At 40.9% G+C, this 21,877-nt stretch carries 16 protein-coding genes and 1 pseudogene; 9 read left to right on the top strand and 8 right to left on the bottom strand.

Annotated features, from left to right (window positions below):
• Nucleotides 1–124 precede the first annotated feature (124 nt).
• On the bottom strand, nt 125–889 hold the full coding sequence (locus ACKTT2_RS46385; protein ID WP_407899501.1) for a slipin family protein: 765 nt from the start codon (nt 887–889) through the stop codon (nt 125–127).
• A 46-nt stretch (nt 890–935) separates the two neighbouring features.
• Nucleotides 936–1,670, bottom strand: coding sequence for a serine/threonine-protein kinase (locus tag ACKTT2_RS46380; protein ID WP_407899499.1), 735 nt, complete (start codon nt 1,668–1,670; stop codon nt 936–938).
• Between the two features lie 41 nt (nt 1,671–1,711).
• On the opposite strand from ACKTT2_RS46380, the gene ACKTT2_RS46375 reads away from it, so the two are divergent.
• From ACKTT2_RS46375 to ACKTT2_RS46365, 3 genes are all read left to right on the top strand, one after another.
• On the top strand, nt 1,712–1,927 hold the full coding sequence (locus ACKTT2_RS46375) for a hypothetical protein (RefSeq protein WP_407899497.1): 216 nt from the start codon (nt 1,712–1,714) through the stop codon (nt 1,925–1,927).
• Between the two features lie 194 nt (nt 1,928–2,121).
• Nucleotides 2,122–4,146 carry a response regulator gene (locus tag ACKTT2_RS46370; protein ID WP_407899495.1) on the top strand — a complete coding sequence of 675 codons (2,025 nt, stop codon included), beginning with the start codon at nt 2,122–2,124 and terminating at the stop codon, nt 4,144–4,146.
• Between the two features lie 3 nt (nt 4,147–4,149).
• On the top strand, nt 4,150–6,864 hold the full coding sequence (locus ACKTT2_RS46365; RefSeq protein WP_407899493.1) for a response regulator: 2,715 nt from the start codon (nt 4,150–4,152) through the stop codon (nt 6,862–6,864).
• A 59-nt stretch (nt 6,865–6,923) separates the two neighbouring features.
• Here ACKTT2_RS46365 and ACKTT2_RS46360 read toward each other — a convergent pair whose 3' ends face one another.
• The 4 genes from ACKTT2_RS46360 to ACKTT2_RS46345 form a co-directional block, all read right to left on the bottom strand.
• Entirely contained in the window at nt 6,924–8,312 is a 1,389-nt protein-coding gene (locus ACKTT2_RS46360) for a glycoside hydrolase 100 family protein (RefSeq protein ID WP_407899491.1), read from the bottom strand.
• Nucleotides 8,313–8,751: 439 nt separating this feature from the next.
• The gene (locus tag ACKTT2_RS46355) at nt 8,752–9,954 is read right to left on the bottom strand and encodes a PQQ-dependent sugar dehydrogenase (RefSeq protein WP_407899489.1); all 1,203 of its coding nucleotides are present in this window, start codon (nt 9,952–9,954) and stop codon (nt 8,752–8,754) included.
• An 83-nt stretch (nt 9,955–10,037) separates the two neighbouring features.
• Nucleotides 10,038–10,205, bottom strand: coding sequence for a hypothetical protein (locus ACKTT2_RS46350; protein WP_407899487.1), 168 nt, complete (start codon nt 10,203–10,205; stop codon nt 10,038–10,040).
• Nucleotides 10,206–10,222: 17 nt separating this feature from the next.
• Entirely contained in the window at nt 10,223–11,050 is an 828-nt protein-coding gene (locus ACKTT2_RS46345) for an SDR family NAD(P)-dependent oxidoreductase (protein ID WP_407899485.1), read from the bottom strand.
• Nucleotides 11,051–11,946: 896 nt separating this feature from the next.
• Here ACKTT2_RS46345 and ACKTT2_RS46340 point away from each other — a divergent pair.
• The 4 genes and pseudogenes from ACKTT2_RS46340 to ACKTT2_RS46325 all read left to right on the top strand — a co-directional run.
• Entirely contained in the window at nt 11,947–12,633 is a 687-nt protein-coding gene (locus tag ACKTT2_RS46340; protein WP_407899483.1) for a hypothetical protein, read from the top strand.
• A 70-nt stretch (nt 12,634–12,703) separates the two neighbouring features.
• A complete protein-coding gene (locus ACKTT2_RS46335) occupies nt 12,704–12,952 on the top strand; it encodes a hypothetical protein (protein ID WP_407899481.1) in 249 nt (82 codons plus the stop codon).
• Nucleotides 12,953–12,963: 11 nt separating this feature from the next.
• On the top strand, nt 12,964–14,001 hold the full coding sequence (locus tag ACKTT2_RS46330) for a hypothetical protein (protein ID WP_407899479.1): 1,038 nt from the start codon (nt 12,964–12,966) through the stop codon (nt 13,999–14,001).
• Nucleotides 14,002–14,167: 166 nt separating this feature from the next.
• A pseudogene (locus ACKTT2_RS46325) lies at nt 14,168–14,359 on the top strand (AI-2E family transporter); the annotation flags it as partial.
• Between the two features lie 15 nt (nt 14,360–14,374).
• Here ACKTT2_RS46325 and ACKTT2_RS46320 read toward each other — a convergent pair.
• Together ACKTT2_RS46320 and ACKTT2_RS46315 are read right to left on the bottom strand one after the other, a co-directional pair.
• Nucleotides 14,375–15,601 carry an HhoA/HhoB/HtrA family serine endopeptidase gene (locus ACKTT2_RS46320; RefSeq protein WP_407899477.1) on the bottom strand — a complete coding sequence of 409 codons (1,227 nt, stop codon included), beginning with the start codon at nt 15,599–15,601 and terminating at the stop codon, nt 14,375–14,377.
• A 565-nt stretch (nt 15,602–16,166) separates the two neighbouring features.
• A complete protein-coding gene (locus tag ACKTT2_RS46315) occupies nt 16,167–17,699 on the bottom strand; it encodes a VanZ family protein (RefSeq protein ID WP_407899475.1) in 1,533 nt (510 codons plus the stop codon).
• 688 nt (nt 17,700–18,387) lie between these two features.
• On the opposite strand from ACKTT2_RS46315, the gene ACKTT2_RS46310 reads away from it, so the two are divergent.
• Both ACKTT2_RS46310 and ACKTT2_RS46305 read left to right on the top strand, forming a co-directional pair.
• The gene (locus tag ACKTT2_RS46310) at nt 18,388–20,022 is read left to right on the top strand and encodes an adenylate/guanylate cyclase domain-containing protein (protein ID WP_407899473.1); all 1,635 of its coding nucleotides are present in this window, start codon (nt 18,388–18,390) and stop codon (nt 20,020–20,022) included.
• Nucleotides 20,023–20,410: 388 nt separating this feature from the next.
• The gene (locus ACKTT2_RS46305) at nt 20,411–21,778 is read left to right on the top strand and encodes an NAD-dependent succinate-semialdehyde dehydrogenase (protein WP_407899471.1); all 1,368 of its coding nucleotides are present in this window, start codon (nt 20,411–20,413) and stop codon (nt 21,776–21,778) included.
• Nucleotides 21,779–21,877 lie beyond the last annotated feature (99 nt).

Here is a 21,877-nt window from a genome sequence, read left to right as displayed (position 1 = left end):
CCCTCCCCTTATAAAGGGGAGGGAACTAGATTTTTCTTGTTTCCCCCCTTTATAAGGGGGGATAATGGGGGGTAATAATGCAATTAACATTACAGCCAACCACTTTTCAAACAACCTCTAACAACTAACCCTTATCGCTAATTGATTGTGATAATTTTTGCGCTAAAACTATCAGATCGGAAGGTATCATTACCAGAGTTGTTGTGTTATTTTCGGCTCCAATTTCTGTAAGCATTTGCAATCGGCGCAATTCTAAAGCAGCTGGATTTTTCGCAATCAGTTCTGAAGCTTCTGCTAATTTAATTGAAGCCTCCTGTTCTGCCGATGCTTTAATTATACGAGCGCGTTTTTCTCGAATAGCTTCTGCTTCTTTCGCCATTGCTCTTTGCATTGCTGAGGGAATTTCTACATCTTTAGTTTCTACTCTTTCAATAACTATTCCCCAAGGTTCTGTGATTTCATCTACAATTTCTTGTACTCTATTATTAATCTTGTCTCTATTTTGTAATACATCATCTAAAATGTGTTGCCCTACAACATTACGTAAAGTCGTAAGGGCTGTTTGATAGACAGCCATTTGATAGCTTTCAACTTGATTGATGGCTTTAGCGGGATTGAGAATTCGGTAGTAGAGAACAGCATTCACTTTAATTGTCACACTGTCAGCAGTCACAGTTTCCTGAGGTTCAATATCTACTGTTTTGGTGCGAATATCTATTTGAGTCTTTTGATCTATGATGGGAATAATCCAATAGAGTCCGGGACCTCTAACACCGCTAATTCTACCCAAGCGAAAGATAACTCCTCGCTGATATTCCTTATCTAACTTACATCCAGACAGTGTTAGAAATATTAAGAAAGTAAAGAAGGCACCTGTTAACGCTTCCATAATTTATCATCAAGTAATATCTTGTTGCATTGAAGAACAACTCAAACTAATTCCGTCTTTTGTTAATCGGTAATTTGAATGAAAATAAGCGGCGTATAAGTCGGTAACTCTTGCGAACAATATCTAGGAGAAAGTAGGGAATTCTTAACCGAAGCGGGCAAAGAATAGGGCGGTATAACCAATAGTAAGCTTTCTTCAAGTCATTCCACTTCGAACAGGTTTCTTCATGAAGAAAGTCAGAAATATCTACGACTAGCCCTCTACCTTCATACATCATCACGTTACGTCCGTGGATATCATGAGGGTAAAGACCTTGCTGACGCGCATAGTCTAGAGCTTTGTCTATATCCCGGATAACCCGTACTGGAATCTGCAAGCCAAGGTGCATACAGTCATAGAGGGTGACCCCATACAGCCGTTTGAGGATTAACCAGCCGTCTTTAGCATGGTAACACTCGGAAAAGGTAGGATGGGAACCCAAACGTTGGTAAACCTCTACCTCCTCCTCAAAACCAGGTCGTCCTGGGGCATAAATTTTTACGACTCGATCTGGGTAGTCGGGGTGATAGACAACAGCAGCGTAATTTCCCGCCCCTAGGCGTTGCCAAGGATGAGGGAGATACTGAATTTTCACTGGATCGTGAGGATTGACACTCTCAATTTGCAAGTTGGGGAGTAATTCCTCTTGGATACTTTTAACTAGGCGTTCGATTTGCAATCTATCTGCATTGGATTTGTAAAGGGGATCGGGATACCCCTGCGATAGAGATTCATCAATCATTGGGAGTCCTCGCTAGAGGGATACTTCGCAGGAACTATAAAATGTTTGGAATAAGCACTTTAATACTTCCACAAGGGAAGACAGCTTTTACTATAAGCCTTTTAAAGGTGCTTTGGCTAACTAGTAGCAAGCTTAAGATTCAACCATCATATGACCGATCGACATTAGCATCTACAGTTCCTACCATCAGGATTCCCAATTTAAAGAATAAACTTAACAAGGGGATTGGCGATTGGCGATTGGCGATTCGGAATTAAGTCCCTAGTCCCTAGTCCCCAATCCCTTTACCTTGTAACGTGTTACGCGATTATCTGAAACATCCTAATAACGGTATGAGTCCAGAAGATAACCGCCGTCGCCTTTGTGATTAAAATTCACAAGCCTGAAAACAGAACGTTTGTGTTGAGTTGTTATGATGAAATGAGCGAAAACGCAATTCATTAAGTTATCAATGCACGACATGGCTAGCAATCGACAATTTAGTCCTCAAGAGGAAAGCGATCGCTTAAAGGTTTTACAACGGTATGAGATTTTGGATACACCTCCTGATGGCGCGTTCGATCGCATCACTTCAATTGCTGCTAGACTTTTAAAAGTACCTATTGCTATTGTAAGCTTGGTGGATAGCGATCGCATATGGTTCAAGTCTCACTACGGTTTGGATGTAGAACAAATAGAGCGATCGCCTGGTTTGTGTGCATCGGCAATTCTTTCTAACGACGTTTATTCAATTGTAGATGCAAGTAAAGATGTGCGTTCCTTAGCAAATCCCCTAGTTGCGGGTGAAATGGGTTTGCGTTTTTATGCAGCCGCGCCCCTGACAACCTATGATGGTTATAACCTAGGCACATTGTGCGTTATTGACAAACAACCTCGTTCTATCTCTAAAGACGAGAAGTCTATTTTGAGCGATCTAGCAGCAGTTGTCATCGATGAGATCGAAATGCGACTAGCCGCTCGTAAGGTAGCGCAGTTAAATATCGAACTAGCCCAAGCCAAAGAGGCTGCAGAAGTGGCAAACAAAGCTAAAAGCCTCTTCATTGCTAATATGAGCCATGAATTGCGATCGCCTTTAAATGCAATTCTTGGCTTTTCTCGATTAATCCAACGCACTCCCAATTTATCTGTAGAAAATCTAGAAAATGCTAACATTATTATCCGTAGTGGCGAACACTTGCTGTCATTGATTAATCAAGTCTTAGATTTCTCAAAACTGGAATCTGGGCGTACAACTCTTAATGAAAAGAACTTCGATCTTTACTGCTTGCTGGATGAGTTGGAAAATATGTTTCAACAAAGGGCAAGAGAGAAAGGGCTAGAGTTAGTCTGTACTTATAGTCCTGATGTTCCAAAATATATACGGACGGATGAAGTGAAGTTGCGCCAAGCACTCATTAACTTGATAAGTAATGGAATCAAATTTACAGACCGAGGTAGAGTATTGGTGAAAGTGGGATTGGCGATTGGGGACTGGGAATTGGAGAAAAGGAAGGAATTTACCCAATCGCTAATCGCCAATCGCCAATCTCAAATCACTTTTGAAGTCGAAGACACGGGTGCTGGAATTGCGGCTGAAGAGTTAGACCAACTTTTTGAAGCTTTTGTACAAACAACAACAGGAAAAGAATCTCATGAAGGTACGGGTTTGGGTTTAGCCATAACACGCAAGTTCGTAAATATTTTAGGAGGTAAAATTAGCGTTTGTAGCCACGTAGGAGTGGGTACAACTTTTAAATTTGACATTCCTGTGAGTGTAATTGATGCTACAGATATTGAAAGCAAACAACCATCACGTACTGTTGTATCATTAGAAGCTAATCAGCCTCAATACCGTATTTTGATTGTTGATGACAAACCCCTCAATCGTCAACTACTGGTAAAATTGCTTCAATCTATAGGGTTTGAACTTGAAGAAGCTAGCAACGGTCAAGAAGCTATTGACCTTTGGGAAAAATGGCGACCGCATTGCATATTTATGGATATGCGGATGCCTGTTATGGAAGGATATGAAGCAATGCAAAAGATTAAATCGACCCTCAAAGGTCAAGCGACAATCTTTGTCGCTTTAACGGCTAGTTCTGTAGAGGAAGAAAAAGCGAGCACGCTCTCTACTGGTTGCGATAGCTTTATCCGCAAACCATTCCGAGAGTCAGAAATTTTTGAAGCGCTACAAAAACACCTTGGAGTTCGATTTGTTTATGAAGAAGAAAAACTCAATTCCGAGCTTAATAACATTAAGACAAAAAGCGTCAAACAAACCGATCTCGCAAATCTGACACACGAAATGGCTGCTTTACCTCCGGATTTAATCGAGCGATTTTATCTAGCCACTCTCAATCTAGATACAGATGTCATACTAAGTCTTATTACCCAAATCCGCCAAACAAACGAGTCATTAGCTAATATATTAGAGGATTTAGTTCACAACTTTCAGTACCAACAAATTTTAACCTTAACACAACCAATTATATCCTAAATTATGAGTTCGGAGCCAACTCCTCCACTAAAGGGAAATATATTAGTAGTTGATGATAACCCCGCTAATCTACGTCTTTTAGTCGAAATTTTATCGCAACAAGGATATAAAGTGAGACCTGCACTCAACGGTCAGCTAGCTTTAATATCAGTAGAGGCAAGTTCTCCCGATTTAATATTGCTTGATATTATGATGCCGGAAATAGACGGTTATGAAATCTGCTCTAGATTGAAAGCATCTTCTCAAACTAAAGATATTCCGGTGATTTTTATCAGTGCTTTAAATGAAGCGATTGATAAAGTCAAAGCTTTTGCTGTTGGTGGAGTAGATTACATCTCCAATCCCTTTCAAATGGAAGAAGTTTTGGCGCGTGTTGAGAATCAATTAAGTATTCGCCGACTTTCCCGACAACTTGCTGAAGAAAACGCACGGTTGCAGCAAGAAATTCTTGAAAAACAAATCGCACTGCGCGATCGCAAACAGGCAGAGTTAGGATTGCGCTTAATGACAGAACGCCTGCAGCATTTGCTTTCATCGTCTCCTGCAGTCATATTTAGCTGTCAACCTGGGGGAAATTATCACACAACTTTTATTAGTGAGAATGTTAAAACGATTCTTGGCTATAAAGCAGGAGAATTTTTAGAAGATAGAGATTTTTGGACGACTCATATTCATTCTGATGATGTCAAACGTATTTATACGGGTATTAAAAAAATTTTTATAACTGGTTGGTATTCACACGAATATCGCTTTTTACACGCGGATGGGACTTACCATTGGCTGTTCGACCAATTGAGACTAGTTAGAGATGCAGCAGGTTACCCTATTGAAATTGTGGGTTATACGGTAGATATTACCGAACGCAAACAGGTAGAGTCAGCATTCAGAGAAAGCGAAGAACGCTTCCGCACCATGGCAGATACAGCGCCTGTTATGATTTGGATGTCAGGGAAAAACGCCCTTTTAAATTTTTTCAACCAAGCATGGCTCGACTTTACCGGACGCACGATGGAACAAGAACTCGGTAATGGTTGGCTGCAAAAAGTTCACCAAGACGATTTGCGACATTGTTTGAGTACTTATATACTAGCCTTTAGCGATCGCAAACGATTTAGTATGGAATATCGTTTCTTGCGTGCTGATGGCGAATATCGTTGGGTTTGCAATACAGGGATTCCTAGATTTACTCCTCTTGGCAACTTTGATGGTTATATTGGTTCCTGTGTAGATATCACCGAACACAAACTAGCAGAAACAACACTAAGAAAAGCACTAGAAACAGCAGAACTTGCCAATAAATCCAAAACTCAATTTTTGGCTTCCATGAGTCACGAGTTGAGAACACCTTTAAATGTCATCTTGGGTTTTACGCAAGTCATGTGTCGTAACGATGATATTTCAAGCGAGCATCAAGAATATCTCAGCCTCATTATGCGTTCCGGCGAGCATTTGCTGGAACTAATTGATGACATTCTGGAAATGTCTAAAATTGAGGCAGGTAGGATAACCTTGAACAAAAGTAGCTTCGATTTATATCGGCTTTTGCACAACTTGCAAGAAATGTTCCAGATCAAAGCTAAATCAAAAGATCTACAACTTATTTTTGAACGTGCAGAAGACGTTCCTCAATACGTGCAAACTGACGAGGGAAAATTGCGCCAAGTACTCATTAACTTGCTCAGTAATTCTATGAAATTTACAGACGCGGGTAGTGTGACATTAAGTGTAACGTTGGGGACTAGTGAAGAAAATTCCCAATCGCCAATCCCTAATCCCCAATCCCTAATCTTTGAGATTACAGATACAGGGCTTGGCGTTGCAGCAGAAGAAATTAATTCTATATTTGAAGCATTTACTCAAGGTTCCACAGGTTATAAATCTCAATCGGGGACTGGTTTAGGGTTACCAATTAGCCGTAAATTTGTACAGCTCATGGGCGGAGACATATCAGTCTGTAGTACTTTGGGTCAAGGTGCTACGTTTATGTTTGATATCCCCGTAGAACTAGCACAAGAAACTCACATTCAACTTTCTCAGCCAACAGGTCATGTGGTTGGGTTAGCACCCAACCAGAAAAAATATCGCATTTTGGTTGTTGATGATGAGTGGTCTCAACGGTTACTTTTAGTCAGACTCCTGACATCCGTTGGCTTTTCTACCTGCGAAGCAGAAAATGGCGAGCAAGCTATTTCTCTATGGTCAAGTTGGGAACCTGACCTTATACTTATGGATATGCAAATGCCGATAATGAATGGTCTGGAGGCAACTCAGCAGATTAAGTCGCATTTGAAGGGTCAAGCGACCGTTATTATTGCCTTAACTGGTTACGCTTTTGAATCGAATCGTGCTCTAGTTATATCAGCTGGTTGCGACGACTTTATCAGTAAGCCTTTCCGCGAAGATTTACTTTTTAACAAAATTGCACATCATTTGGGCGTGCGTTATGTTTATGAGGAGGAAGAGCGATCGCTGTCGCTTCAATCTGGAGAAAAGCCAGAGAATTTAACCCCAGCCGAACTCACTGTTATGCCTGCTGAGTGGCAGCAAGAACTTCACTGGGCTGCAGCCAGTTGTGCGGATGACAAAGTGCTCCAGTTAATCGAACAAATTCCCGACCAGTATGGCAATCTAAAATTAGCTCTAGCAGATTTAGCAAAAGATTTTAGATTAGACCGCATCTTAGAGTTAACAGATGTCGCTTTGTCGCTTTGTAGGTAGGGCTATGCCGCACATTCGCGCTTTGGTGAGCACTACCCACCCTACGTGTATTTTACAAATCAAATCGGATTGCTATATTCGTGACTCTCAAAGCTGAATAAATCTAAATGCCGAGAATTCTCAATTAACGCTTTCGCAACTAAAAAACCTGCAACAGTCCAAGTTTGGTATTTTCTAGCTTCTTTACCAATTAATCGACCATTTTTACCATCGTAATATTCGGGCCAGGAATCTTCAACTAAACGTTTCTCAGCGATTTCCATCGCTTTACAGGCTAAGTCCAAGCGATTTGTTTTTTGAGATGCTGCTGTTAACAACCAAAGTAAAACAGGCCAATTGCCGCCATTGTGATAAGACCAGGGGGTATTTTTTGGATCGCATCCCGTTACAATTCGCCACTCTATACCCTCTAGAGCAGGAAAACAAATTTTCATAGGCATATTTCCAACCAAATCATGCCAGCGTTTTTCAATTAAATTCATAATGCTTTGAGATTCTCCATCGCTGGCTAGAGATGTGATAATTGCCAATAAGTTACCTACAGTAAAAAAACGAAAATCCATGCGTCCGGGACCTAAATTCCCAGCAAGATAACCCCCAGAGTCAGGTAGCCATTCCATCAACCAATGAGGAATTGAATCAGCGTATATATTGAATTTATTAGCAACTTCTTTGCCAAATTCATCACCTTTGTATCGATAAATTTCATTTAAGCGCTTGAGATCGATCCAATAGTATTCTCGAAGATGATATGTTAGGCTTGCTAAGCGTTTTTGAACGCTATTATAAAGGTTGCAAGAGCTATCATCATTCCTTAATAGCAGATCGCCAGCCGCCCGTAAAGCCGTATAAAATAAAACCTGAATCTCAAGAGGATGTTCGTAAACGCCCATACGACGGTCAATCATAAAAGAGCCATCGGGAACTAACATGGTTGGATACATGGCAAACCTATGGACGAGGCACATTTGTAGAATTAATTTGATTCCTTTTTGAAAGTGTTTTTGGTGAAAAAGTGAAATATCACCAGTCACTTTGACGTATGCTCGCAGTAAAATAAGCCACCACAAGCAAGAATCAACAGGAGGGACTTTTGCGATCGCGTGTTCTCCAAAATCCGCCGTCAAAAACTCGCGACCATCCTCTGATTCTACCTTAAAACTAGCAGGCATAAGTCCCGGACCCGGTTTAAAGGAATCTATTTGTGGTTCCTGACTCTGCAAGCTAAGAGTTTCCGTCAAAAAGTTACGTACAATTTCAGGCTTACCTTTAATCAAAAACGCGAGTGCTGATAAGACAAAATCTCGAATAAAGCATTGGTCGTAATTCAGTGCATCAGGACCTGGTTCAATAGCAGCTACTGTTCCAATCGGACGACCTTGATAATAAATAATTGATTTTTCCAGCAATTGCCATGCTTCTGCTTCTACATCATATTTGACTATCATTAATTACACGCCCCCAACATAGTTCTGCGATCGCACGTCTACCTTAATTGGTTGCATGAATCTTTTGCATGGGGATTTCCCAACCACAGGAAAGCAAAAATTCTGCAACGTTTTAAATAGACGCACTAGTAGAGTGTGTTAATGCCTCCTAACACACCGCACTCAGTATAAATATTGCCTAATAAAATATATGATGCGTTATGCTTAGCTCTGACGCACCCTACATACAGTAATAATTTTTCTAATCTAAAGGGAGTAATTTATTATATTAAATCTCTATAGATCCCGACTTCTTTAAGAAGTCAGGGATCTATAGCAGTCCTAAATTATTTATAAAGAATTTTAAGTACAGTAGGGTGGGCATTGCCAACCAAAAGATTTAGTGGTGGGCATTACCCACCCTACTACATTTCATAAATCAAATAGGATTGCAATATAACTAGCTATCTTGACCTGTGTATGACACTCGGTAAATGACTCCATTGGTGTCATCTGTAAATAATAGTGAACCATCAGGCGCTACTGCTAAACCCACTGGTCTACCAAACTGAGTTAAGGCAACTTCGTTCAAAAATCCGGTGATAAAATCCTCAAATTCCACTGGTTTGCCATCTGCATAACGCACCCGTACAACTTTATAACCAGAGGGAGGGTTGCGATTCCAAGAACCGCGCATGGTGACAAAAGCATCGTTACGGTACTCTTCTGGAAACTGAGATCCTTTGTAGAATAACATTGCTAAGGGCGCACTGTGAGCTGTATAGGTAAGTACCGGTGGTTGTGTGTTAGCGCAGTATTCTTCTTTAGTTGTGCCAATGGGATTTGTAGATAAGTATACATCCGGACGGCGATCCGCATAACAAAAAGGCCATCCGTAGTTCGCACCCTCTTGTAAAAGATTTAATTCTTCTGGTGGTTGCTCGTTACCGCGCCAATCAGAACCATGATCCATCGCCCATAGTTCCCCGGTCTCCGGATGCCAATCAAAGCCTATAGTATTTCTCAATCCCTTCGCATAAACCATTCGCATGCTACCATCAGGTTGCGATCGCACGATAGTAGCGCTTTCTGGATTTGTGTCATTACAGGCGTTACAAGTGCTGCCTACTGTGATGTAGAGCATTCCATCAGGACCAAAAGCAAGAGTACGGTTTGGGTGTTGCCCTGCATCAGGCAAATCGTTAATCAACTCCCGTACTTCATCTATTGTTCCTTCTGAGTTCAAATCTGCGGCATAGAGTTCTTTATCTGTGACAAAGTAAAGACGATTTTGGTAAATTGTGATGCCGTTAATATATTCATAGCCCGATGCAATTGTTTGTATTTCGTCGGCGTACCCATCCTTATTAGAATCGCGAAGTGCTAATATATCACCTTGTTGGCGGCGAGTCACGTAGATAGTCCCATCAGGGGCAACTGCCAGCATCCGAGGATTGCCTAAATCTTTGGCAAATACGTTAATGCTAAATCCTGTTGGCAACTTAAGTTGCTGCAAAAGCGATTCATCAAATTTTAATTGTTCGGGCGTCACTAAATAGCCCTCAACTTGCTCTATCCTTTGTTCCTGGGTTTGTTGTGCATAACCAGGAAGAGTGATGCTTAGCACTAAAGCACAACCAATAAGTAAGCTTTTAGCTTTCACGGCATTTTCCTTGAGTATTGAATTGGTAATAAAAAACTAACTGGTGGAACGCAAAAGAATAAAGCACAAAGTATGACACTAATTTATCCTCGACTAAAATTAATAGTCGGAAAGTAGTTTAAAACTAATAGAGCGATCGCCACATCTTTCCAACGAAGTAGCGATATATACCTTCTTATTGTTTGAATGTTCCGATTTCTTTTAATAAGTAACCCACTAGATAGATTTAGACTCCCCAATCCCCGATTCACTGGTCACTGGTCACTGGTCACTGGTCACTGTACCGCTCTCTCATGCCAAAAACTTGTCGTACAATTGACTTCATCAAGCCAGGAAATAAATGAAAAGCTGTTGTCCAAAACTTTGCCGTACCAACCAGTACATCAGACTGCTGATACTTAACCGCCTGCCAAATTGCCTTTGCCACATCTTCAGGCTTCTCTAGCAGGGGGCTATGGAATGCTCTATCTATCAATTGATAGCGTTTGCGAACCATTTCCTCGTCCTTACCGCGAAAAAGCGCTCGTTCCATCAAACGAGTGCGAATAAAGCTGGGATAAATTCCGCAAACGCGAACACCTTTGGGCGATAATTCTGCTCGCAGGGCTTTAGTTAATCCCGTAACAGCATATTTACTCGTGGTGTAGGGTATTTGAAAAGGAATCGGATCTAGACCGCCAATGGAACTGACATTCACAATTGTTCCCTTCCCTCGTTCTAAAAAATAGGGTAAGAGTGCGTGAATAGTATAAATGTATCCCCAGAGATTTGTATCTATAACTTGATGCCAATCACTCAAGGAACTCTCTTCCACAGGTCCTAGAAAAAAGATTGAAGCATTATTAATCAGTACATCTATATGACCAAAATGAGTAAGAGATTTCTCAACTAAGTTTTTTATTTGTCCTGGATCTCTAACATCAGTAGAGATGGCAAGTGCTTCTCGACCTAAGGCACGTATCTCACTTGCTGTAGCTTCTAAACGTTCTTTTTGACGCGCAGCTAGCACAATATTATACCCATTACGAGCAAATAAAATTGCTGTTGCTTTACCAATACCTTGAGTTGCTCCTGTAATAATTACTGTTTTAGTCATAAAATTTTTTAAAAGCTGAGTTCTTCGGTGTTAGGGCAAGAAAGACCGTTTCCTACCCTTTTCTTGTTTGGATACAATTCCCAGTCTAAATCTTAAGACCATTAGCCACACCTATCTTGGGTCAGTCTTTTTATTGAATCAACACATATCGTACCAAGAGGGCAAGTAAAGTTCCGGAACCCAAGGTCTAAACTTGTTAAAAAGGATTAACAGGATAAAATTTTTTTGTCTGTAAGTGGCAGCTTAGGGTGCATAAGCACAGTTGACAGAGGGTGCTGTTTAACACCAGAAGCTAATAAAGCAACAGTAGAATTTGTCGTTTTTATAGAGGCTGAACGTTGAATGAGTAAACTGGGAATTTGTAATGCTTTAATTGAAATAATACATAAATATAGCAATCCTATTTGATTTATAAAGTACACGTAGGGTGGGCATTACCCACCAAGAGACCTGGTGGTGGGTATTACCCACCCCACAGTACTTAAAATTGTTTATAAATGATTTAGGATTGCTATATACCTTTTTGAGTTGTTAACGCCTGTGTTATCGCATAGTATTGATACCTACGCTCTATTCAAGCCTCCTGAAAACTTACAAAAAGCAATGTTCTGCGAGGGTTCTATTTTCAAGAGTAGGCTCATGCTCTAGTACTCCCTACTCCCTCCTGCCTACTCCCTATTTTCAAGGCAGTTCATCACAGGAAAATCCCATAACCAAGTGTGAAAATAATTTCCTATGACGCCAGATGCTTCAACGGAGGCCCAATACCCACTGCCCCGTTTTCTAGCTAGAAGGGAAGAAAAAGTTGTCAGTATAGCTAGCTATAGTAAATTTGTCAGCGTCTTTTATTATTGCAGAATAGATTTAATACACTTATTGAAGGAGGTGAGACCAAGATGGCAGAAAAAACTGAAAACAAAGCAAGAGGTTGGTATCTTGTAAAAGACGTTACGGAATCACTGCGAGGTGTTATGTTTGAAGTAGCTAGAGGTCTTGACTGTCTTCCCTTTAATGTCAGGATTCAAGGTTGCATTAAAACCTTAGTGGATATCATGACCTTGCAGTTACTGATAAATATTGATAAGGTTGTTTATAAAGACTTGTCTATCCCCATTGAAATTGGTAACAAAAAGCATTTCAAACGCACTCGCAGTGAGTTAAACCAGTTTTCCAAGAGCGTGGTAGTCAAAGCTCTGAAAACTGAACTCAAGCGCTTTGACCAAGTATCCGTTACTTTTAACGTGGCTGACACCTCGCAAACCGACCCAGACCTGGATTTGCTTCTGAGAAAGCGTAACGGGAATCGATTTTACCAATTTTGGAGAGGTGTATTTGGCGTCATACGCAATGCTAGATGGAATGTTAGGCTTCGAGGAAGTGATTCGCACACCCTCTATACACAACACTTTAAGGTGTTGTGTAGTTTAACTAAACGCACCGTCAAGTTTCTAGTAGACGCTGTTTTAGACGGGTTGCAGGTACTTGACAAAGTACTAACAGAGGAATACAGCACGCTTCCAATCATCCTAGATTGGCGTGCATATTCCATAAATCGACTAACAATTGCAAAAACTTGCCACTAAAAATGTCAAGAATGCAATTTACCCTGCCTGAAGAACTATATTGATAGGACAAAAATCACAACTCACAACTATGACCAGCAAAGTAATCAACGTTAGAGAATACACCGTTAGAGCACACAAACGCTTGATTCATACACGAGTTTTCAACTTCGTTTGCAAAGAGTGCGGCACATCGTCCAAACGCGAGACTTTTGGGCCTCGTCCTTTGTACTGCGAGCAATGCCGTCCTCCTCAAGCACCTAAAAAATCGTTGATGAAGCCCTCTAATAAAGCCAAACCTAGACCAATGACTTACAAATCTGATACTGAATTAGGTTGAGATGAAACCCTATGATGACAAAACCACACTTAGAACCACCTCCTCAAGCCTTGATTGAACCACTGGTTGAATTGCGAGACTACTACGCAGCTCTTGTGGAAGAGTACGAACGTCTGAGTACGCAAGCGCGATCGCAACTGACTCACGTAGAAGCTATCTTGTCGAATTATTCACTACCTGGCGTACTTGATAACCAAACAGCGATAGTTGAAACACTCTCATTTCCTCCCACTCATTCCCAAGAAGCCTCTCACTTACAACAAGCACCAAATAACGTCTCTAACTTGAAGCAAGAAGAATTTATCCAGCTTGAGTTAAAAGACAATGGCAAGCAAGAGAATGGTGTAACCGAGGTTACTCCACAACATATCAATGGTGCAATTACAACAGTACCCACGGTCATGTTCTCACCACAACGTATGTTGTTTGAGAATGACGATCGCACACTTCCCGGCTCAGATGTTCCGATGCAACCTCAGTTTCACGGGTTGCCTCGACTCGAAGCAATTGAAAGCATCCTACGAGAAAATATGGGAACTGTTTGTCACATAGATTTCATCGTGCGAACGCTGTATGGGGATTTAGAGTCAAGTTTATTCAAAGTCGTCAAGAGTAGGGTGCAATCCTCACTGACACACGGTAAAGAAAAGGGTTACTGGTCAGCAGTTCCAGAAGAACCTGGTTGTTACACTCTCGATATAAGTTTGGTAACTCCACAAAACGGGAAAGCCAAATCCAAAGCCGTTAAACCTAATAAAAAGAAGAAACCCTTTTTACTCCCTAAAGCAAGACGAGTGCCAATGTTGGCGGAATTTGAAGGGAAGTTTCTCATTGATGCCATTTGCATACTATTGCAAAGAAATTCAGGGAGAATTTTCAGCGTAGGAGATGTCATCACGGGCTTGTATGGAGATTTAAATGCAGAACAATTAAGGGAGATAAAAACTGCTGTCCATAATGAACTTTCCAGAGGTCACCGAATTGGCAGATTCTCTAGAGTTCCTAATAAGCTTGGTTATTACACTTGGGATTTGAGCAAGATTAGGTAATCTGGGGATTGGCGAACTCGGGGACCCCGAGTTCCCCAATCTCCAATCCCTAATTTGTATCTCAAGAAGGAGGTGTAAAAATATATACTACTTATCCAGAGACAGGTTTGTTAAAGTGTGAAGAAAATGCCACACGTCTTATTAGTTGATGATGAAGAACCTTTAAGGGTTATTCCTTGCCATACCTCTGGTCATTGTCTTTCAAATTTGTATAAAAGAGATATTAGTGAAGGATATACTCAACAATTGGCAGGAAGATATGAGAAGTAAACGCCAATTAAACAATGAAGAAAATACTAACGCCAACAGAACTCTCTTCGAGAGTTCTGTTGGCGCAAGATCGGATACTAAAGATTAAAAGTATTTGTCAAGTCTAACCACCTTGAGGCGTGGGAAGAGGACCTGGTTGCACTGAGACTTGCAAACCTCTGCCATTGCGTTGCAGTTCTATTTGCATAGTGCTACCAACGCCAGTTTTCTCAACTATCTGCTGTAATGCGTCAGTTGTCGTTACGGGTTGATTGTTAATTTTTTGAATCACATCCCCCGCACGCAACCCCGCTCGAGCAGCTGGAGAACCAGGAACAACGCGAACAATGAGAATGCCTTTGTCTGCTTGCACTTGAATATCGGCAGGGCTATTGTTAAGTTTTTGCTTGAGTTCAGGTGTAATTTGTGCCATCTGAATACCCAAATAAGGGTGTTCGACTCTGCCTTTAGTAATTAATTCCTGAGCTATGCGTTTAGCTGTATCAATGGGAATAGCAAACCCTATTCCTTGAGCGCCGCTAATAATAGCTGTGTTCACCCCAATGACTTGACCGCGAGCATTTAACAGGGGTCCACCTGAGTTTCCTGGATTGATGGCTGCATCCGTTTGAATATATCCAACTCGTCTGTCAGATGCACCGATATCGCTTGCAGAACGATCTGTGGCGCTCACTACACCCACTGTAACAGTTTCTTGCAAACCAAGGGGATTGCCAATTGCGATCGCCCACTGTCCTGGTTGCACTTGTTGAGAATTTGCCAATTCCACAACAGGTAAATTATTACTCGGAACTTGAACGACTGCAACATCCGTCACGTTGTCTTGTCCCATTACTTTACCTTGCACGGTGCGACCGTCAGAAAAAGAGACTGTCACTGTATCCGCACCATCAACAACGTGAGCATTGGTAAGAATTTGACCGTTAGAATTAATAACAAAACCAGAACCAATACCCCGTTCGACTCTTCCCTGTGGCTGTGTCGGTATGCGATCGCCAAAAAATCTCTCAAAGAAAGGGTCATTAAACTCTTCTGGTACTTGGCTTCTGACTGTTCTCTCAGTGTTAATTTGTACGACTGCAGGTTCTACCTTATTGACAACTGCTACTACAAAATTAGTATCTTCGGGTGTTGGTACGAGGGGACGATTATTGGAATTTTTTGTTTCTTGAACTGCTTGAGCCGATTCTTGCAAAGGTTGAACTTTTTGAGAAGTGACTGTTGAGCAACCACTCAAAAATGCTATTCCTACTCCTACAAATGGCAATAATAGGCGATTAGCTAATTTTTTACTCAAGAACCAATTTGTCTTTAGATGTATTCTTTTCATGTGACTATCTATTTTGGATAATAGTAAATTGATAGACTTATTCCTATAAAAATTATGACGTTTTTTTGACTTGATTGACCTCTGCCATAAGAAACTTCCAAGAAATAAATCATTCCATCTTGTGGGATGGGCGTCCTCGCCCGTCCTATGCTGGTGGCGGGCGAGGACGCCCCGCAGTCGCACGCCACTTGCGGGACTCGGGGCCCCCACGGAGTGGGGATAAGGGGCAAGGGGGGAAACCCCCGCACGGTGAGCCAGCGCGCATGAGGAGGGTTTCCCACGCCCAGGCGACTGGCGAACCCCGAAGGGGCGCTGCTCTGGGCACCACAAGAAATATTGGGAGATCTTTTTATTTGGAAGTCCCTAAGAAAGCTTTAAACTGCCCTACTGACACGTATTCTTTGTCCGACTCTTCCAAATCCAACCCTGTTTGGGGGCGCTGAGTTCGAGGCAACCATCTTCTTCTTTTCCAGTGGCTGTGACTAAATCCACCCATACCCAATAGCTCAACCACTAGATAACGCTGGTCTAGTCATCTGCCAATCATCTCAAACCTTCCGGGAATCTATACGGCTGTTTTTTTCAATACCATCAAAGCACGTAACCTTAACACTAGCATAGTGCTTGTGGTAAAGAATATACCCAGTAAAAAATTTCTAAGGCTGATATTCTTACCGTTTTCACTCACCAAAATACTTTCTAGTATTAAAGACGGTAATAGGATTCCACCGAAAATAAAAAACCGATAAAGAAATATTTTTCTTTTAGCTAGCACGATAAGAATAGTCAAACAAATTCCCATAGGAATAAAGGTGATAGCATAGTAAAAAAGTTGCTGTTCTTTTGGTATTAAGTTCAATAAACGGAAAGAATGAAAATGCGTTGAATTGTCAATGTAGACTTGGAGGATACCTTTGGAATACGCAAGCACTATATGATGAGTATTAGTGTCTGTAAAAATACTGGGGACTCTCATCTTTAATTCCGAACCATTTTCTCCTGTTAGAGAAGTTCTAATTCTTAAATCCAAAGCGGTTCCCTCCTGTCCCAAGGTGAAATTGCGACGAAGCGGTCCATTGGAAATTGAGATAATGCGAGCAGGACCAGTTTGCTGTGTGTCAGAACTTGCAACAGTCGTGCTTATCGTTAATTCAGAGGTTTCACGAATTCTTTGGTTTAAAGAAGTGACAGGTTTTGCCGTTTCCAACCAATTACCCGGACTTAAAAACACTCCTTGACCTTGCTGATTCTCCGATAACTGTTCCCACCAAAGTTTTTTCTTTAGTAACTTGGGACTTTTTGCAGGTTCTTCTGGCTGACAACACTGTTCGGTAAATTTGTAAGAAGTTAGTAAAGAATTTCCCATAGTATGGAAATAATTTTCTTCAGCAAAAACTTTTTCTACTTCGTTCTTTGAAATAGCTCTATCTGCAATATAAATTTTAGAGATATATCCTTGCCAAGGTCTATTTCCTGTTTTTTCGTTACCAATTATTAAGGGATAATTTAGATTCCATCCACTTAAATTTGTGGTTCCTAACCAGATAGTTGAGACAGCAAATACTAGTAATATATAACCGCTAAAAAACAATGTTATTTTTTGTGTAGAGCGTCCTAAAGTACTATTTTCTATACTAGTTAAGATACTATCAAAATTTTGAGAATGACACAGATAAAAACAGAGTAATCCGACTAATCCACTAATAGTATTATTAATGATATCGGCTGGCGTGGGTTCTCTAGAAGGTAAAAATAACTGTAACAGTTCAACTGTCAGCGATAATCCCGCACTTCCTAAGAACACGAGTAATATCTTTCCTATTAATGGAATTTTTCTTTTTTGTAAAGAACTACTGAGACTGAATCCCAAGGGAATAAATAATATAATGTTATTTACTTGGTCTGTAAAATTGCTTGTACTTTCAAATTGACTGGAGATATTTCGTATTGAAAAATTATAGGGTAAAGAAAAATTGAAGGGATAAAGTGTAGCTAATAGCACCACGATTATACTACCAAAAACCATGAAAAAATCTTTTGTAAAAATGCCCTTACCAAAAGGAGTCAATTTTTGAAAAAATTTCTTGCCTTGTTTCATAAGTTATCCTCATTGAACCGATCGCGATCGAGAACTACTCCTTTCCCACTCTAAAATTACCAATTCTTGTAGGGTGGGCAATGCACACCAATATCTAATTGTGTGCATTGCCCACCCTACTTGTTTAGGTAAACTTCTAGCATAAAGGGAGTAATATCAAACATTTACTATTTCCTCAATTTTCTGACTTCTCATTCCGGAAATTAACCGACGTATTTTTACTGAGATTTGAGAACGGAGTCTCTCTCAAAAGATGCTAGGGTGAATAATGCGTAAAAGTGTACAGCGATAAACTACCATAACAACGGGTTCTTTCTTATAGGACTCCTACTTAATTTTTGAGAGCTAGGTAGGGTGGGCATTGCCAACCGATAAAATCATGCGGTAGGCATTGTCCACCATACAATACTACAGTACTTAAAAAGTTTCACAAATCATTTATGATTCCTTTATGCTATTCCTTGAAGATACAGTAAAGATAAAAAAAATGTAAATACTTAATGAGGTTCTTGCAAATTCTGGTTGCTTTTACACTTGTCGGATTGCTATGGACAGTGCCATAAAGATAAGGATGAGGGGCTAAGCCCTCTCTCAGCCACCGCTGAAACAGTAATAACTGACAACTGGTAGCCGAGTCACCTATTAAATAATATATTAATTTCCCCATCCCAGATGGATTTATAGAGTCATGACAGAACTGAAACTGCGCCTGCAAGAGGGAACTTCCGAAAAAATGATAACGGTGCATCAAGATACATTTACAATAGGTCGCTTACCTCAATGCGATCTCTGTATAGCTTCTGGAGGAGTTTCCCGTTTTCATGCCCGATTGACTAAAACTCCTTCCGGTACGTGGACTGTTGAGGATTTAGGCAGTAAAAATGGAACTCAATTAAACGAACATCTGGTGACATCTGCCCAACCAATATGTAGTGGCGACATCATTTGGTTGGGAGATGTGAGTCTAGTAGTTCTACTAACTCCGGTAAAACTAACAACATTCAAGCAGGAAGTAGGTGCAACCGCTCAAGGAAGAACTATTCTTCGTAACGTTAAACAATTGCAAGAGCAATGGTTGCTCGCTGATATCGATGACAGCGACATTGCCAACAAAGACAAAACTATTGCCCGTTTGAAAGACTTAGTGGACATAGCAAAGAATCTTTCTGCTGCAGCATCCATACAAGAGATTTTCTCTCAAGTTCAGGAAGTTGTTTTTCGTTATCTTAATAGTATAGACCGATTGGCACTCCTAATTGATGTAAGCGGGAGTGGTAAGTTGGAATTGATGAATGCAGCAACAAGAGATTTTTCCCAACAGGAATATTTATTAACTGATAGTGATTGGATTAGTCGCAGTATTTGCCAAAAGGTTTTTGAAGAAAAAGTTGCCATTCAAACAGCTGATGCTCAAAATGATGAACGGTTTGCTGGAGAAAATAGTATTTTAGTAAAAGGCATTCGTAGCGCTATGGCAGTGCCGTTATGGGATGAGAATAAAGTCGTTGGAGTTCTCTACGCTGACGCCCATCTTTCATCACACCATTGGACGCAAGAAGGTGAGGAAGAACTCAGGTTTTTTTCAGCTTTAGCAAATCTTGTCGCTTCTAGCGTACAGCGCTGGTTATTAGCAGAGAAACTCAAAAGTGAAGCGGTACTTCGCCAAAGATTAGAAAGATATCATTCTCCGGCTGTTGTGCAGCAGTTGATATCTGTAGGAGTTTTACCTGGCGGTCGTTTACCGCCACAAGACAGCGAAATTAGTATTTTATTTGCGGATTTAGTAGGATTTACTGCCCTTTCAGAACGGTTATCGCCAACTAATATTGCCGAACTACTGAATTATTTATTTGAAGAAATGCTACAAGAAGTGTTTGCCTTCGGTGGCACTTTGGATAAGTATATTGGCGATTGTATTATGGCATTTTTTGGCGCACCCGAACCACAGCCAGATCATGCCAATCGCGCTGTGGCGGCTGCTATGGGAATGCTGACTCGTCTGGAAAAGCTCAATACTCAGAATTTTTGGGAAGAACCACTTCAATTGCGGATAGCAATCAATAGTGGCAAAGCAGTGGTGGGAGATGTTGGTAGTTCTCAGAGAGTTGAGTATACTGCATTAGGAGCAACTATTAATTTAGCTGCCCGTATGGAAGGAGTTTGTCCTCCTGGCGAATGCGTTATCAGTGAGGCTACTTATAGTTTGCTTTCAGATCCTTCTTATTTTCATGAAATGGGAGATTATCGCTTTAAAGGCATTAATCGATTGGTTAAAGTGTATCAGAGTAGACAAAACGAAGCAATTCATAGTGAATCGAAGTAATTCGGTTAACTGACTTCACCAGACTCAGCATAGAACTGTTTATTCTATGTTACTTGTAAGAGTTTAAGTCCGCTTTTAAAGCATGACGCGCTGGAGATTAGCCAGTCTCAAGCGTCGAGGGAGGAACATGGCTACTTCGCCATAGCGCAACACCGAACCTTTTTGAGAAGTTTAAAAATTGCCCCACTTTTTTATATCCTCAAATTTATAACTATTTAAGCATAAATACATATTATTAACGTATAATTTATTTCAAATAAAATTGCAAAATTTTAATATAAGTAGAACGAGCATTTATAAAAAGACTAAAATTATTTAGTAAGACCGTAATTAATATGTGTAACAATGCGGTGCTACCTTAAGTAACTTTTTAACGGGAGGTTAGGTTATGGCTATTGCCACCATTAATCCCGCAACAGGGGAATTGCTCAAAACTTTTGAGCCGTTAAACGATACCGAAATCGCTACAAAACTCGATTTGGCACAACAGGCTTTTGAGCAGTATCGAAAGACTAGTTTTTCAGAGCGAGCATCTTGGTTGCAGAAAGCTGCCGATATTCTGGAACAAGAAAAAGCAGAATATGCTAAGCTAATGACTCTAGAGATGGGCAAGCCTTTTAAAGCAGCGATCGCAGAAGTAGAAAAATGTGCTGCTGTCTGTCGCTACTATGCAGAACACGCTGCCCAATTCCTGGGTGATGTGAGTGTCAAAACAGATGCCAGCCATAGTTTTGTTCGCTATCAACCATTAGGCATCGTTCTTGCTGTCATGCCTTGGAATTTTCCCTTCTGGCAAGTCTTCAGATTTGCAGCACCTGCTTTAATGGCAGGAAATGTAGGATTACTGAAACACGCTTCTAACGTTCCTCAATGCGCTTTAGCTATAGAAGAAATTATCCGACGAGCAGGTTTTCCCGAAGGAGTTTTTCAAACTCTGTTGATTGGTGCTAGCAAGGTAGCTTCCTTAATGGCAGACGATCGCATCAAAGCCGCCACACTCACAGGAAGCGAACCAGCAGGAGCCAGTTTAGCAGCCGCATCTGGAACGCAAATTAAAAAAACTGTTTTGGAATTGGGAGGGAGCGACCCGTTTATTGTTTTAGAAAGTGCAGATCTAGAAGCAGCCGCTACTACAGCCACTTCCGCAAGAATGCTGAATAACGGGCAATCTTGTATTGCAGCCAAACGCTTTATAGTTGCTGAAACTGTCGCAGATAAGTTTGAAAAGTTGCTGCTAGAAAAATTCCAAGCCTTGAAAGTGGGCGACCCCATGGACTCAGAAACCGACTTGGGACCCCTAGCCACCCCCGATATTCTTAAGGATTTAGACGAGCAAGTGCATGCTTGTGTTAAGAATGGTGCAAAACTTCTCATAGGAGGGCATCCTGTATCAGATAGACCCGGTAATTACTATCCTCCAACGATTCTCACGGAGATTTCTCCAGAAAATCCAATGGCAAAGGAAGAGTTTTTCGGTCCTGTCGCAATGCTATTTCGTGTTGCGGATATTGATGCTGCAATTAAACTAGCAAATTCCACACCCTTTGGCTTGGGAGCCAGTGCATGGACAACTAACGCCGAAGAACGCGATCGTCTTGCTGAAGAAATCGAAGCAGGTTCGGTATTTATCAACGGAATGGTAAAATCTGACCCGCGCTTACCCTTTGGTGGCATTAAGCGTTCCGGATATGGCAGAGAACTGAGTATCCAAGGCATTCACGAGTTTGTCAATGTTAAAACTGTATGGGTTAAGTGATTTTGGATTTTGGATTTTGGATTGGGAAAAGTTAGTTGTTAGTTGTTAGTTGTTAGTAGGAGCGAATCACGAACCACTAACCACTAACCACCAGCCACT

Origin of the sequence: Scytonema hankhaensis NUACC26 (assembly GCF_045865695.1) — a bacterium.
In the GTDB taxonomy this organism is placed as follows: Bacteria; Cyanobacteriota; Cyanobacteriia; order Cyanobacteriales; family Nostocaceae; genus Scytonema.
This window is presented reverse-complemented; position numbering and strand designations above follow the sequence as displayed.